14 protein-coding genes and 1 pseudogene are annotated in these 15,211 nt (G+C 50.7%); 5 read left to right on the plus strand and 10 right to left on the minus strand.

What is annotated here, in order from left to right; translation table 11 throughout:
- Positions 1–19: 19 nt before the first annotated feature.
- A complete protein-coding gene (locus E5987_RS04815; protein WP_160334963.1) occupies positions 20–967 on the minus strand; it encodes a bifunctional riboflavin kinase/FAD synthetase in 948 nt (315 codons plus the stop codon).
- 192 nt (positions 968–1,159) lie between these two features.
- On the opposite strand from E5987_RS04815, the gene purN reads away from it, so the two are divergent.
- Complete coding sequence (purN, locus tag E5987_RS04820) at positions 1,160–1,813, plus strand: phosphoribosylglycinamide formyltransferase (RefSeq protein WP_160334964.1); 654 nt, start codon at positions 1,160–1,162, stop codon at positions 1,811–1,813.
- Positions 1,814–1,839: 26 nt separating this feature from the next.
- The gene (locus tag E5987_RS04825) at positions 1,840–3,378 is read left to right on the plus strand and encodes an RsmB/NOP family class I SAM-dependent RNA methyltransferase (RefSeq protein ID WP_160334965.1); all 1,539 of its coding nucleotides are present in this window, start codon (positions 1,840–1,842) and stop codon (positions 3,376–3,378) included.
- A gap of 70 nt (positions 3,379–3,448) precedes the next feature.
- On the opposite strand, the gene E5987_RS04830 is transcribed toward E5987_RS04825, so the two are convergent.
- From E5987_RS04830 to rpmB, 7 genes are all read right to left on the minus strand, one after another.
- Positions 3,449–4,444, minus strand: coding sequence for an asparaginase (locus tag E5987_RS04830; RefSeq protein WP_160334966.1), 996 nt, complete (start codon positions 4,442–4,444; stop codon positions 3,449–3,451).
- Positions 4,445–4,466: 22 nt separating this feature from the next.
- Positions 4,467–5,681 (minus strand): hypothetical protein, encoded by a 1,215-nt coding sequence (locus E5987_RS04835; RefSeq protein ID WP_202074549.1) that lies wholly within the window; start codon positions 5,679–5,681, stop codon positions 4,467–4,469.
- A gap of 40 nt (positions 5,682–5,721) precedes the next feature.
- Positions 5,722–7,005, minus strand: coding sequence for a citrate transporter (locus tag E5987_RS04840; RefSeq protein ID WP_160334967.1), 1,284 nt, complete (start codon positions 7,003–7,005; stop codon positions 5,722–5,724).
- A gap of 132 nt (positions 7,006–7,137) precedes the next feature.
- A complete protein-coding gene (locus E5987_RS04845; protein WP_160334968.1) occupies positions 7,138–7,854 on the minus strand; it encodes a response regulator transcription factor in 717 nt (238 codons plus the stop codon).
- Between the two features lie 10 nt (positions 7,855–7,864).
- Positions 7,865–10,378, minus strand: a complete 2,514-nt coding sequence (locus tag E5987_RS04850) for a sensor histidine kinase (RefSeq protein ID WP_160334969.1) — start codon at positions 10,376–10,378, stop codon at positions 7,865–7,867.
- A 170-nt stretch (positions 10,379–10,548) separates the two neighbouring features.
- Positions 10,549–10,716 (minus strand): 50S ribosomal protein L33, encoded by a 168-nt coding sequence (gene rpmG, locus E5987_RS04855; protein ID WP_160334970.1) that lies wholly within the window; start codon positions 10,714–10,716, stop codon positions 10,549–10,551.
- A 12-nt stretch (positions 10,717–10,728) separates the two neighbouring features.
- Entirely contained in the window at positions 10,729–10,962 is a 234-nt protein-coding gene (rpmB, locus tag E5987_RS04860; protein ID WP_008811700.1) for a 50S ribosomal protein L28, read from the minus strand.
- Positions 10,963–11,295: 333 nt separating this feature from the next.
- Here rpmB and ispH point away from each other — a divergent pair.
- The 3 genes and pseudogenes from ispH to ybaK all read left to right on the plus strand — a co-directional run.
- Positions 11,296–12,219 (plus strand): annotated as a pseudogene (gene ispH / locus E5987_RS04865) (4-hydroxy-3-methylbut-2-enyl diphosphate reductase); the annotation flags it as partial.
- A 63-nt stretch (positions 12,220–12,282) separates the two neighbouring features.
- Positions 12,283–12,714, plus strand: a complete 432-nt coding sequence (locus E5987_RS13275) for a methylated-DNA--[protein]-cysteine S-methyltransferase (RefSeq protein ID WP_255453139.1) — start codon at positions 12,283–12,285, stop codon at positions 12,712–12,714.
- Entirely contained in the window at positions 12,707–13,198 is a 492-nt protein-coding gene (gene ybaK, locus E5987_RS04870; RefSeq protein WP_160334972.1) for a Cys-tRNA(Pro) deacylase, read from the plus strand. Before E5987_RS13275 ends, ybaK begins: the two co-directional genes overlap by 8 nt.
- A gap of 12 nt (positions 13,199–13,210) precedes the next feature.
- Here ybaK and tsaD read toward each other — a convergent pair whose 3' ends face one another.
- Positions 13,211–14,242 (minus strand): tRNA (adenosine(37)-N6)-threonylcarbamoyltransferase complex transferase subunit TsaD, encoded by a 1,032-nt coding sequence (tsaD, locus tag E5987_RS04875; RefSeq protein WP_160334973.1) that lies wholly within the window; start codon positions 14,240–14,242, stop codon positions 13,211–13,213.
- A gap of 73 nt (positions 14,243–14,315) precedes the next feature.
- Complete coding sequence (locus E5987_RS04880) at positions 14,316–15,008, minus strand: AAA family ATPase (protein WP_160334974.1); 693 nt, start codon at positions 15,006–15,008, stop codon at positions 14,316–14,318.
- Positions 15,009–15,211: the final 203 nt, after the last annotated feature.

Raw genomic sequence — 15,211 nt, forward strand, 5'->3', positions numbered from 1 at the left:
CCCCTCGGGCTCTTCAAGGTTAAACGGATAATCCTAAGATTTGTTTTGCTTTGCGCTGGTCTTCTTCGATCGCAGCTCTCAGCTCTTCAAGGGAATTGAATTTCTTCTCTTCCCGAATCTTTGCAAAAAATTCCACTTTGAGAACCTGGTCATAAAGGTCTCCGTGGTAGTTAAACAAGTGTGTTTCCAGCAGATACTCTCCGTGATCGATGACGGTGGGACGTCTGCCGACACAGGCGACGCCTTCAATCGGTCTCGGCCCGATGCCGTGAACTTTGACGGCGTATACGCCTTCGATCGCGGGTTTCGATTTGGAGTAAGGCGGCAAAATGCGCTGATTCATTGTCGGAAAGCCGATCGTTCTGCCGATTTCCTTGCCGTGAAGCACGCGGCCGCTGATCATATAAGGACGGCCGAGCATGTAGTTGGCAGACGGGATGTCGCCTTCAGCCAAAGCGTGCCGAATTCGAGAGCTCGAGATCGGCGCGACAGAGTGATAAAGCATCGGCATCGGATGAACTTCGAAATGAAATTCCTTCCCTAAGCTTTCCAGCAGTTTGATATCTCCGGCTCGTTTGGCGCCGAAGCGGAAATTCTCACCGACAGTAACCCAGCGGGCGTGCAGTCCGTCGACAAGAATCTCACGGACGAATTCATAAGGCGAAAGCGAAGCAAGATGCGGTTCGAACTTAAGAATGTAAACGCGTTCGATGCCGCAGGCCTGGATAGCTTCCACCTTGTCATGAAGACTCAGGATGCGGCGCGGAGCGTCGTCGGGGTTAAAGTATTCTCTCGGATGAGGCTCAAAGGTCAGAACGGCCGGACAAAGCAGACGAGCACGAGCCGCATCTACCACTTCGTGAAGAAGCGCTTGGTGGCCGCGGTGCACACCGTCAAAATTGCCGATCGCTAAAGCGCAGTCAAGCCGATCTTCCGGCTTAGGCAGCCCTCTAAAAACTTTTTTCATCCAAACCTCCGGGCGCGCGCTGCTGAGACAGGCGCACACCGCCCTTTAATGCACACAAAAGAACAATTATAAAAGAGGCTGAGATCGCTTTGAAAAAACAGCAAAATAAACTTGAAGCGTCAGTAGCGGAAAGTGAGTGAAAATGCTTATGAACGTGGCACAATCTCACTGTTTTACTCTTGGTGCGTAGCGATGAAAAAAAATATAGTTGTCCTTATTTCGGGAAGGGGCAGTAATTTCAAGTCTGTATATGAAGCGAGCGTTCGTGAGAACTGGGCTGAAAAATACGGTTTATATATCAGCGGCGTGATTTCCAACCGCGCTGATGCCAAAGGACTTGAATACGCGGCCTCCGTCGGCATTCCTTCCAAAGTGGTTGATCACAAGGGCTATGAAAGCCGAGGCGCTTTTGAAAAGGATCTCGCAGACGCCTGCGACGAGTTCGGCGCTGATCTGATCGTGCTTGCCGGCTTTATGCGCGTATTGACCCCGTACTTTGTAGATCGCTTCAGCGGCAGAATTCTTAACATTCATCCGGCGCTTCTTCCGCTTTTTACCGGACTTCATACCCACGAAAGGGCACTTCAGGCCGGCGTGCGCGTTCACGGTGTTACTGTTCACTTTGTATCGGCCGAACTGGACGGCGGACCGATTGTCGGTCAGGCCACGGTACCGGTTTTGGCAAATGACACGCCTGAAATATTAGCCGCCCGCGTACTGGTGCAGGAGCATGTTCTTTATCCGCGAGCCGTGCGCCTTGTTGCGAGCGGCCGCGTGAAATTGGATGGAAATAAAGTGCTGATGGACGAAGAGGCGAGCAGAGAGCTTGCTATTTTGGCGCAGTAAGACGTGTCCGTCGCATAGGAGCAGAAATGGCAGAAAGAGCAGAAAGATCACGGTTTTCTTTTTCCAGAGGAAGAAGAAGCGACGCGCCCAAGCGCAAATTAACCGATCGTCAGAGAGCGGCGAAGGAACGTCTCGCGAAGATGTCTCCCGAACAGAGACACACGCACGATCCTAACAAGGCACCGAATCCGAGAATGCTGAGTTCGCATCCCGGAGAAGTGCGCATCACTTCCCTGGTCGTCGATGAACTCGGCCGCGCGCTGCGCAAGATCCTGAAGCTTGACGGACCTGCGGACGTGCTGATGAGCCTTTACTTTAGAGAAGCGCGTCATCTCGGACCGAGAGAAAGAACAATTATTGCCGAGGCGATTTATTACTGTCTGCGGCATCTCTCCATGATTACCTGGCGCATGGGAACGGTCACGCCCGTGAAGGCGCCGCGGCTTACAGGGCTTCTCGTACTCGCGCTTCAGTACGGCGTCGATAAGATCAGTGATCAGATTCTCGGAAAGGAAAAAGACACGCTCCTGAATATGCTTCGTCCCAAGGACAGCAAAGCACCTAAAGAGATTCAGGCTGAAGTTCCGAAATGGCTCTATGACCTTGCGGTTGTGCAGTACACAGATCACAAAGCGCTCTTTGAAGCCATGCAGCAGGGCGCTCCGTTGGATCTGCGCGTTAATACGCTCAAGGCCGGTGTTGACGATGTGATAGCCGAGCTGGATAAACATCACGTCAAGGCGGTTAAAGGTGAATATTCCCCGGAATGCGTTCGTCTGGACATCAAGCCTGCTTTAACGCAGTGGCCGATTTATAAAGACGGGTTGGTTGAAGTTCAGGACGAAGGCTCGCAGCTGATTGCGCGTCTGGTGCAGCCGAGACGAGGCGAGATGGTCTGCGACTTTTGTGCCGGTGCCGGCGGCAAAACACTTGCGCTGGGCGCGCTGATGAAATCCACCGGCCGCATCTATGCGTTTGACGTGAATGAAAAGCGCCTGGGCGGATTAAAGCCGAGAATGCGCAGAGCGGGCCTTTCCAACATTTATCCGTCAGTGATTCGAACGGAGCACGACAGCCGCGTTAAACGCCTGTACGGGAAGATGGATCGTGTGCTTGTGGATGCGCCGTGTTCCGGAACCGGCACCTATAGACGCAATCCCGATTTGAAATGGCGCTTTGGCGAGGATGAACTGGAACGCATTAACAGTATTCAGAAGTCCGTCATTCGTTCCGCTGCGAAGATGGTGAAAAAAGGCGGCCGCCTTGTGTATGCGACCTGCTCAATTCTGGAGCGCGAAAATCAGGGTGTCATCTGCGAATTCCTGGAGGAGAATCCGGAATTTGAACTGCTGGATGCGTATGAAATTCTTGAGAAGCAGGGCGTTGAAATCTCTCCGTATCAGAAGAAGCGGTTTGGAGAATACTTTGTGATGCTTCCGCAGCTCAACGGCACAGACGGCTTTTTTGGCGCCGTGCTTCAGCGCAGGGATGAAAAAAAGGGCAGGACGGAGAAGGAGAGTCCTGCCTTGGAGGGCGACGCTCAGGAGAGCGTCCAAAAAGAATAGTCGCTGTCTGACTTAAACCTTCATACTATGGCCCTCTTCGGAGGGCCGTAGTTTTTTGATCGGTAAGAACTTACGCGTCGAGCAGCTTTTCAAGTTCGAGCTTGTTGTTAGCTAATTCAGGACGCTCGGAGAGAATAACCATCAATTTCAGACGAGTCTTCGCCGTTGAAAGTTCTCCGCCGTGAATGGCGCCGTTATTGCGGCTGTCGGTTACCGAGCCGGGATAGGCATAGACCTGGTAAGGACGTCCGCCGGGAGTACGAGTGGAGATCACGACGACAACGCCTTTATCGCTGGCGTCTTTAATGCCGGGCTCTAAAACTGCCGGGAGGTTGCCGCGTCCGAAGCCTTCCAAAATGATGCCTTTGCAGCCCTGAGCGACAGCAAAATCAATGTACTCTCTGCCGACGCCGGTCTGTCCGGTAACGATATCAACGCGTGCGGTCAAAGCTTTGGGACTGAATGTCTGGCGGCCGATTGGTTCACGTCTGAAGACGACTCGGTCGACATCACAGTAGCCGATGGGACCCCACCAGGGAGATTCGAACGTTGCCGGGTTGGCGGAATGTGTTTTGCGGACCTGTGCCGCGGCATGAATGGTTTCATTCAGAAGCAGCAGTACGCCTTTGCCTCTTGCCTCATCGGAAGCGGCAGTTTTTACCGCGCAGTAAATGTTGGCAGGACCGTCAGGACTTGTATCGCCGGCTCCGCGCATTGCGGCGGTGAGAACAATCGGTTTCTCACTCTTATGCAGCAGATCAAGCATGTAGGAGGTTTCTTCGACTGTGTCGGTGCCGTGTGTGACAACAGCGCCCGCGACTCCGTCTTCTTCCAGCGCTTTTTCAATCATTGCGGAAAGATCGAACATTTTCTGCGGAGTCATTGCGCAGGAAGCGTGGTTTGAGAACTCGCGCACTTCAACGTCGGCGAGTTTTTCCAGACCGGGGACGGCCGCAGCCAGATCGGCGCCGCTGACGGCAGGAACCAAGCCGTTCACAGCAGGATCAAATTTCATGGCGATTGTGCCGCCGGTTGTAAATACAATAACTTTTTTCTTTTCTGACATTTCTTTCTCCAGGGGAAACAAACTAAAACTTTTCTGCGACAGTGCTGTAGAGCCTGCTCGCCGCTTCAAGATTCCGATTAATGATCGGAACGGATTCAGTACAGATTCGGACGTAGCGATCGACATCCTCGAGTGAAAGGGTCGGCTGAACAACCTTCTGCAGTTCTTCTCGAGGAATGAAGAGACTCAGCACGCAGGAGCTTCCGGGTATACAGCCGACGCCGCCCATTACTTTGTGAATCTCTTCACTCATGAATGTGATGCCGCCGAGGTCCTCACTGCAGAAACGATTGAGTTCGGCTGCAATTTGAACTTTTTCTAAAGCGCTGCTGCTTTCATCGAGTTTCTTAGCCAGCGAGCCGATATAAACAGCGTTCTCGTGAGTGAGCCCTCGCATTGCGTCAGGACTTCTTTTCAGCATTTCCGGCCGATAAAGGACCGGATAGCCGAGCATCTCGGCAGCTTCTTTTACGCATTTCGCGACAATCGGATTGTCATCCTGCTCATTGCCGCGTACAAGGAATGTATTTTCTGAAATCTCATCTGAGACCGGTTCGGCGCACACTTTGCCTTCAATCACTATGCTCGGAATTTGATCAAGCCGCAGTCTGTGCATGATTTCTTTTTTGCCGAATAGATTGACATTGCCTTCAATGTCCTCATTCGGTCCGATTCCGCCGATGCTCGCGTTGGAGAGCGCCAGCACAGAGGTCGGAAAGCCTCCCGCTTCGATGACGGTACCGAGAATTTTGCCGCAGTTGCCTTCAATCTCTTCCTCCCCGTAAAGAAATTGATCAGGGAAGGACTTCGCGAAAGAGTCCATTGAAGCGTTAGCAATGGCGGTCTGCAGAGCGACCGGTACTTCCATTGCGCCCTGTCCGAGAATTCGCCCGAAGCAGCGCACGGCAAGTGTTTGTGAGTTGACGGCTTCGGCGCCGATAATTTGCTGCGCAAGACGTGCCTCATCGGGCGTGATGCCGCGTCTTGCAAAGGCTTTTCCTATGCCTCCGCTTTTTGTGGTGACTTCAAAATAAGCTCCATTTAAACCTGTTCTCGCGCTTACCGAATCGATGCGCAGATCAATATCAAAGGTTTTCTGAAGCAGTCGGATAACGCATGAGAGACCGCCGGAATCGTCCTGCACGAAACCTTGGTGACTGTTGGCATGTCCGCAGCCGGCATGTCCGACGATACCGCAGGTACCGAAAGCAGATTTAGATGGAGAAAGTGCTGTCATGATCAGTATGGGGGAGTCAAAAGACTCCCCGTAATTTAAATTAGAAAACTGTTAAAGCAAGCGTAATGCAGAAAGCAACCAGGCAGCCGAACAGGATGGACGGACGCTGGAACAGGTTGGCCTGCTTGAGGTTGGAGCCGGGAACTACCGGAATGACTGTCGCAAGAGCGGCAACCGGACCGCCAGTCAGGAAGTACTGGATCAGGGATGCGCCGGAAGCAGCAGCGAACGCGGCGGCGAACGGATCAGCGCCGGCACCGAGAACAACCTGAAGGAACGGAACTAGAACAGCAACAGAAGCGGCATAAGACTGAGTCATAAAGCCGGTGATGAAAGCGACGGCAAACATCGCAACGACCGGAGAGAAGGAGAGCAGCGGGCCGGCAAAGGTAGAGATGGTGTCTACTAAACCGACCTGTTTGATAACCGTACTCATGAAAAGGAAACCGATCGTGGCAACCAACGGAGTAGCAATCAGGCCGACACCGTTCATCATGTTCTGCTCGGAAGTCTTCATGTTTTCATGAGCAAGGATCATAACAACAAGAGCGGAAACCAGGCCGACGAGGAAAATCGGAAGACCCATAATAAAGCCGACCAAAAGGATCAGGAACGGGAAGAAGGCCTTGAAGGAAGTCGTCTTGTATTCCTTCGCGTTGATTTCTTTCATAACTGCGATTCTGTCTTCTTCCGAAACGGTAACGCCTCTCTTATGCATGTCGAGAACGACACGAAGGGCAGACATGAAGAAGATTGAGAGAGATGCGATTAAGCCGAGAACGTTGAAAAGACCGTAACCAATGCCGGCGGTTGCTAAAATGGCGACTTGGGTCGGGTGTGTAAAGCCGGCTAAGTTGCCGATGTGGCCTGCGTGAGCTTGAATACCGGCGACTTTGTTCGGGTCAACGCCGAGGCGGACTGCAGCAGGGCCGGTAATGACGGCTGTGATAACAGGCTGAGTGAAACCGGTCAATGCGCCGATCACGCCGGCAGCGATACCGCCCGCGGTACAAACGCCCGGACCTCCGCCAAGTTTGTTGCCGCAGCGCACGATGTCGCGAACGATCACGTCAAGGAAGCCGGTCGCCTGCATAATGCCGATGAACAGCAGGATGCCAGTCATGTCCGCAATGACGGGATTCAAACCGGAGTTAATCATTTTTGCAACCGTCATCGGAGCGTTTCCTGCAAGCGGGAAACCGGCAACGATGGCCGAAATGGCTGCGCCGGTGATAGCCGTAATGTAAATAGGCGTTAGGCCGGTAATCATTACGACTAGCGTCAGAACCATAAGGCACTGAGCGATAATCATTTGAGTTGTCATAGAGTTTTCTCCTAGGGTTATGGAAATTTAGCTTTCCAATTTCTATGATTCACTCAGGAAGTTACAATTCGATAAATTTGTCTTTTTGGAAAATTACAAAAAAATTACAAAGACTAGAGATTTTCCCTTAGTTCAGTCTGCTTCAGAGCTGCAGAGAATGTAGCCGACACTGGAATAAGAGGAGATGATTCCGCCGTCCAACCCCGCGGCTTCCAGTTTGCGTCGGATACGTGCAAAAGTGACGCGCAGGTACTGGACTTCGCCCGTGTACTCATCGCCCCAAACACGACGCAGCAGCCTTTCATGAGTGAGAACTTCGCCTTCATGACGAACAAGTTCCTGAAGAAGACGAAATTCGGTGTCCGTAAGCTTTACTGCAGTTTCGCCGACAAAGCATTGTCTTTTTGAAGGCTGCAGATGGATTTTCCCTGACTTAAGTGTCTGCGAATCCGCATGCGTATATGGAACGGTCGATCGAGTGCATCTTCTTAGAACAGCACGAATTCTTTCGAGCAGTTCCTGAAGATAGAACGGTTTGGCGATGAAATCGTCCGCGCCGATTCTGAAGCCTTCAATAACAGTCGGTCGCTCATCTTTTGCAGAAAGGATAATGACTGGAGTATTGGAGAAGGCTCTGAGTTTCCTGAGGAAAGTCATTCCGTCCATTTCCGGCATCATAAGGTCAAGAAGGATTAAGTCCGGTTTCTCGGCGGCTCTTTGGAAGATTTCCAAACCCTGCTGACCGTCGCCCGCAGAAACGACGTCGAATCCTTCCAGCTCAAGGTTGGCTGCAACAAGTCTTCTGATTTTGCTTTCATCATCGATGATGAGGATTAGTGGTCTGCTCATAATATTTGAGTTACAAGTGAAAGCGTAGTTTAATTGTGATTCCTTTACCGCTGTGACACTCAGCCCAGATCCTTCCTCCGTGGGCTGCCATAATGCCTCGGCAAATCGCCAGACCTAGGCCGGTTCCTCCGACTTTTCTGCGGTTGCTCATGTCCACTTGATAAAAAGTATCGAAAATCTTTGACAGATGTGTCGGCGGGACTCCGACTCCGTTGTCTGAGAAAGAAACCTCGATTTCTTTTCCTTTCAGAGAGGAGCTGACAAGACAGATCGGGGAATCCGAAGAACGGTATCGGGCCGCATTATCCAGAATGTTGATGAACACCTGAAGTATCCTGTCTTTGTCAACCAGAATACACTGAGCGTCTTTGTCGATATTGGTCTCAATCTTCAGATCCGGGTAGTGCTGCTTCACAACTTTTTCTGCCATGCGCAGCAGCACGCCCAGAGACTGGACCTTCGGACGAATCACTAAAGCGCCGGCTTCGATTCTTGACACATCAAGCCAGTCGGAAATGAGATTCTGCAGCCGTGTACTTTCAGAAAGCATATCGCCGATCAGTTCTTTTGCGTCCTCCGGCCTGCCGTTTGAAATCATTCGATCAAGCGTTTCTGCCTGAAGACGCATTGTGGTGATCGGTGTTTTTAGTTCATGAGCCACGATGGACACTAAGTTCCCCTTCATGCGCTCGATTGACATCTCCTTTGAGATGTCGCGAATAATAAGCCCCATTCGCTGACCATAGCCCTGAAAGTGGGGAACAATGAATGTTGAGATCTCCAGGAAAAAGTCTGAATCGGTCTTGCTGACGAGTCTTCTTGTGACGCCGGGTTCATGCGGAATAAGGTGTGCTTCATCTGCGTTTGCTGAAAAAAGGGTCCTAAAGCCCTCTGAGAGATAAGCCTCAACACTATTTAACGGCGTTTGCTCAGTAATGCCGAGTAGGTTTTCCGCCTTTTTGTTAAAGAAAAGAAAACTGCCTGATTGTCCGATAAGGATGACTCCTTCGCTCATGGATTCCATTAATGCGGTGAAGCGGGAGTGATCGACTTTGATGGAACGAAACATATTTTCGTTGTCGAGCACAATGGAAATCGAACGCGCAAGACGAAGAATCGAGGAAAATACCGAGGCCTGTTCCTGCCCCGGAACCGTTGCAAAACAGAGATAGCCTAGGACTTCATTTGCCGAAGATTTGACGGCGATGTAGTTTTCCGCATTCGGTATTTTTTCCGCGTCTGTGAAATAGAGCACTTCCAGGGATAGGATTTCTTTGAATCGTTCAATCGTCTTGCCGATAACGATTTTTGGCGGTTCTTCCAGCGGAGCAAGCAGCAGCTGCAGGCTCTTCAGCTCTTCGTTTCTCTTGTTGAGTGAAGCCGTTCGAAGATTGACCTGTTCGGTCAGCGTTTCGTTGGACAGCTTAAGTTTTTCCTGGCTGCTGACTACGGCCTGCGCCAAACTTTTGAATTGTTTGGAAACGGTCTGCAGCTCAAGCGGTGCGTATTTAAATCTTTCCGCAGATGGTGTAACCACTCGGTTGTTTTTTTTGAATTCCTCAAGCTGCTCAATAACGCATTCGACGCTGCGCGTAAGTCGCGTCCCTAGGAAAGAGCCGACGACGAATGTGCCGATCAGGCCGAGAATAAGAAAAGCTCCGGAGGTTAAAAGCGATGATGAGAGCTGTTCATCTCTAACAGCGACCGGCTGCCCGACGACAAGCAGCCATCCGGTCGCTTTAACTGAAGAGGCCGATAAAACCTGAGAGTTGTTGCGAACCTGATCGGTTCGCCATAGCGGATGCGGAGAAAGAAGATGAGATCGGACAACTGACATAAAAGCTTCCGTCGGAACGAACGGAGCGTATTGTTTTTTGGTGTTCAGGGATTCCTGAAAGATGCTTCTGTTGTTATTTGTGAAAAGCTGAACCGTGAAAGGCTCGGAGCGAATCGTTTCAGCAATGATTTCGGAAAACTTTTTTTGAGAGATGCATCCCTGAAGAAGCAGCTTCTTTCCGCTTTTCTCCGTGACGGGTTCTCGAATGCAAAAATTACCTCGATCGTCGACGCGGATGAAAGATTTTTTTTTGCCGATTGGAGCTGCATCGGCAGAAGAAGGACTTTCAATTTCATGAGACTCTTCTGAATTCAGAACAGAGATATCAAAAAGTTTTTGATATTTAGCGCTCTCTCCGAAAAGAGCTTCAGTGCTCCTGACCGGGATATCTTCAGCTCGGATGATATTTCCGCTTGTCTTTAGGAAATTAGCAAGGCTGTAAATTTCTTCGGAAATTCGATTGGACAGCTGCCGAGTGATTTCAATCTGACGCCAATCATTGATTTCTGTGGCATTCATCAGCTGACTGAAATGCATGAAACCGAGCATGAACAGCGGAGTTAGCGCCGTCCACGCAAGCGCTCTGGTTAGGTAGCCGCTGAAGTCTTTCTGAATAACATTTTCTTCTACTTTGACATCGACTTCTGTTGGAAGCGGAACAGAGAAATTCTTTGGCTTATCGGTCATGTTGCTGTTATCTGCGTCTTCTGAGGAGGAATTTCGGAAGAGGCCCCGGAGCTGAGTTCAGACGATATTATTCCAATTTTCAGAGCGCACGCCAAAATATTTGCCTAGGGTCGTTTCTCAAAGGCAAAAAAAACCGAAGCCGAAGCTTCGGTTTTTACCCAAAGTCTGAATTACTTCAGTTTGGTTTCTTTGTAGATCACATGCTTACGAGCAACCGGATCGTACTTAGACATTTCCATTTTGCCACTCTGATTACGTTTGTTCTTCGTGGTTGTATAGAAATGGCCGGTTCCAGCAGTGGAAGCCAGCTTGATTTTTTCACGGATTCCTTTCGCCATGGTGAACTCCTATTAGATTTCGCCGCGGGCGCGAAGGTCCGCCAGAACAGCTTCAATGCCGTTCTTATCAATCGTACGCAGTGCAGCGTTTGTAACTCTCAAACGAACCCAGCGATTTTCGCTTTCAACCCAAAAACGGCGGTACTGCAGATTGGGCATAAAGCGGCGCTTGGTCTTGTTATTCGCGTGCGAGACGCGATTGCCAACCATGGGAGCCTTGCCGGTGACTTGACACACTCGTGCCATCGCTAACTCTCCAGAATAATAACTGTTATAAAACTTTCCTCGCGCCGAAAAAATACGCTCGGGGAGGACCAAAAACCGAGATTATACTGACTTTTTTCTCTTTTTGCACAAGACAGTTAGAAATATCCTCTGAAAGGCACTGAGGAAAATGCTTTGCGAGCTCTCGCTGTGCAGTCGATTTAAAGGCCGGCAGGCCTGTCGGCAGAGCTGAGTGGTGTTTATTTTTTTTCACATCTTCTTGCAAAGATGTGCGGACAGAAAAGACGATCGGTACGAAACAAAGATCGTCAGATTGAATATGATATCTGAACATTGAATACTCAGAGTGGAAAGATGAAGATTCTTCTTGCGGAACCCAGAGGCTTTTGCGCGGGCGTTGACCGCGCGATCGCGATTGTCGAAAGAGCATTGATTGTGCACGGCGCGCCAATCTATGTGCGGCACGAAATCGTGCACAACAAACATGTGGTCAGCACGCTTCGTGAAAAAGGCTCAATCTTTGTAAACGAAGTCTCGGAAGTCCCGGACGGCTCTGTTGTGGTTTTCTCGGCCCACGGCGTGCCTAAAGCGGTGGAGGAAGAGGCTCGCTCAAGAGATCTCATCATCTATGACGCGACTTGCCCTCTTGTCACTAAAGTGCACGCTGAAGTCAGCAAAATGCATCGAGGAGGCTACCAAATCGTGATGATCGGACACCGCGGCCACCCTGAAGTTGAAGGTACGGTCGGTCAGGTTCCTTCCGCGATTGAAGTCGTGGAAAAGCCCAAGCAGGTCTGGGATCTGAAAGTCGAAGATCCGGAAAAAGTCTCTTATGTCAGCCAGACAACAATTTCATACGACGACGCCAGACGGGTCATCGATGAATTAAAGAAGCGCTTCCCTAAAGTTGTAGAACCTAAGAAAGCGGATATTTGCTATGCGACGCAAAATCGTCAGGATGCGGTTAAGGCGCTCGCAAAAGAGGTGGACCTGGTCTTGGTTGTGGGCTCTAAATCCAGCTCGAACTCCAACCGCCTTCGGGAAGTTGCCGAAGGCGCCGGTGCAAAAGCTTATCTGCTTGATGATGCCGAGGAAATCGATTCAACATGGTTTGAAGGCGTGGAAAATGTCGGGATTACCGCGGGAGCAAGCGCTCCGGAAATTCTCGTAGAGGAGATTGTCGACAGACTGAGAGACTTGGGCGCCGATGAGGTGAGAACGCTTGGCGGAACGCCTGAAGATGTCAAGTTTCCGCTTCCCAAAGGACTCTGGCAGAAAGATGTGGACAATGCCGCAAAAATACCGAGTGCGCAGATCTCCGCGCCGTTTGGCAGTATTCGAATGGATTTTCAGGACGGACAGCTTTCCCGAGTCAGTCTGAGCACTCAGCCCTGCGAGACCAATCTGGATCAGTACGGAAATCATCCGGCAGTCAAAGCGCTTCAGAAGTATTTGAGCGGCGATATCGCTGCGGTAAAAGGCTGGAAGCCGAGTGTGGGTGGAACCGCTTTCAGACAGAAAGTCTGGAAGGTGATCTCTGAAATTGAACCGGGCGAGACAATGACGTACGGAGCGCTTGCCGAGAAAATTCATTCCGGCCCGAGAGCGGTGGGTGGAGCCTGCGGCGATAATCCTCTGCCGATCTTTGTTCCTTGCCACCGAGTGGTCGGTAAGGGCAATTCGGGCGGCTTTAACCATAAAGCCGAAGATGTTTCGATTAAATTATGGCTCTTGAATCACGAAAAACATTACAGTGGAGCTTCAAGTGAGTAAGAAAGAACATGTATCGGCCACGCCGGCAACTGTTTGGCTCAAAAAAAACGGAGTCCCTTTCGAAGAGGGTGTTTATGAGTACATTGATCACGGCGGCACGGAACAGGCTGCGAAATGCTTCGGAGTGGATGAACATCAGGTCGTGAAGACACTCATTATGCAGGACGAGCACGAAAAACCTCTGGTTATCCTGATGCACGGAGATCGGGAAGTTTCAACAAAGAATCTCGCGCGACAGGTTGGCTGCAAGCATATTGAACCCTGCAAGCCCAATATCGCTGAAAAGAATTCCGGCTATCAGGTGGGCGGAACGTCCCCATTCGGCACAAAGAAACACATGCCGATTTATGTCGAAAAAACGATCCTTGATCTGCCGTTCATTTATATCAACGGCGGAAGAAGAGGATTTAATGTCAAGATTCAGCCTTCAGTGCTGACAGAAAAACTTGGCGCAGTCCAAGTGGAATGCGCCATCGAGAAATAACTCAGTTGTAAATCATGCCCTGCCGGACTCTTCAAGTGACCAGCGGGGCTTGATTGAAAAGCCATCCTCTTTTTCGGAAGCGCCTTCCGAAATCTCTTTCAGATGCGCGGCTGCGGCAGCCGCGATCATTGCGCCGTTGTCCGTGCAGAGCGCGGCCGGCGGGAAGTAAACCTTAACGCCTCTTTTGCCGCAGGCTGATCTTAAAGCCTCTCTCAGCTGCTTGTTGGCGCTGACGCCGCCCGCGACAACCAAAGATTTATACCCGTAATACTTGAGCGCGCGCAGGCTCTTTGCAACCAAAACTTCTGTCACTGAATCCACAAACGCTCTTGCCAAGTCGTTCTTGTACTCATCGGTCAGAGGACCGCTGTGTTTGCGGATGGTGTTCATGACTGCGGTCTTAAGACCGGAGAAGCTGAAGTTGCAGTCGGGCGAATGAAGCAGAGGGCGCGGCAGGTCGATGACGCCGGACTGTCCCATATCCGCCATTGCCGAGACTGCAGGACCGCCCGGATAAGCCTTGCCAAGCGCCTGAGCAGTCTTGTCAAAGGCTTCGCCGACCGCATCGTCAAGCGTCTCTCCTATGACGCTGTACTCACCGAGCCCTTTGACTTCCATGAGCTGGGTATGACCGCCGGAAACTAAAAGCGCGATAAAAGGAAACTTCGGTGGATTGTCCGACAGCAGCGGAGAGAGCAGGTGTCCTTCCAAGTGATGGATGCCGATCACGGGAACTCCGAGCGCAAATCCGATGCCGTGCGCGACAGAATTGCCGACAAGGAGTGCTCCGGCTAAACCCGGGCCCTCGGTAACTGCAACGGCGGAAAGGTCGGACGGTTTTTTGCCGGCTTTGTCCATCACCGCGTTGATGAGCGGGATGACTCTTCGAATGTGATCTCGGCTTGCGAGTTCCGGTACCACGCCGCCGTAAAGACGATGCATCTCGATCTGAGAGTGCAGAGCGTCGGCAAGCAGTCCTTTTTCGGGATCGTAAAGCGCTACCCCGGTTTCATCACAGGAAGATTCAATTCCTAGTATCAGCATCTCTTTTATCAATGTAAGAAGTTAGACAGCAAACATTCTAAGACGCTCGCTGTCGGATCGAAAGACCAACGCGCTATTTCTGAAGCGAGAGATAGATTCCTCTGGTGACCTGCGCAAAACTCTTCGGCTTGTTCGGAAGGCTTGGGAGAAGGTCACGTACGCCGGTACAGATTTGCTCGTAATCCTTAAAGGCCGGGACGCTTGTCGAGGAGCACTTGATTCCGTGACGCTCAAGGAACGCTCTGCTCGGAGTATCTAAAGGGAAATATTTTTCCGGTCGGATCCAATACATGCCGATGGTTAGATTGAATTTAATGCCGTACTGATGTGCGGTCATCTCGTCAAACTGCACTCCGACACAGCTCTCGTCGTTAAGTACGGAAATAAAAAACTGCCAAAGATTGTCAATGTCTTTCTCAGTCTGTCCGTCTTTGAATCCGAAAAACATGGAGTTTTCATTGCTGAGCGGCGGAATGCCGTGGTAGTTATGCGGAACCGGCTCTTTTAAGCCGAAAATCCTTTTAAAGGCTTCGGCGGTTTCTGTCTTTTTCTTCTGACTGATGTGTCGATTCAGGATGCCGAAAACAGAAAACGGATCAATGTCTTTGAGAGGCTTGCGCTCGGGATCATGCAGATAACCAGTTTCCGCAGGCAGCGCTTCATAGAGTTCTTTAAGCAGGGCTGCCCGTTTGTTTTGATAGGAACAAAGCGCTCTAGCGGCAGCGGGATAAAAAGCACACCATGAGTAATCATTTAAATCATCCATCAGACGCTCCTAATTCAGTGACTGCCGTACATTTTGGCGGCCGAGGAAGTGAACATCGGAACTTTCAACCCATTTTGCACATAAAAACAGAGCGCTTTCTGCCTTCATACTGCTCAAATATTGTTACAGGGCGTACGCATGAATTTATTTGTTAATTAGTGAGGTTAACGCCTCCAGAGCTGCTGTCGGAGACTGCAGCTTAG

Source organism: Parasutterella muris (genome assembly GCF_009767915.1).
GTDB lineage: Bacteria > Pseudomonadota > Gammaproteobacteria > Burkholderiales > Burkholderiaceae_F > Parasutterella > Parasutterella muris.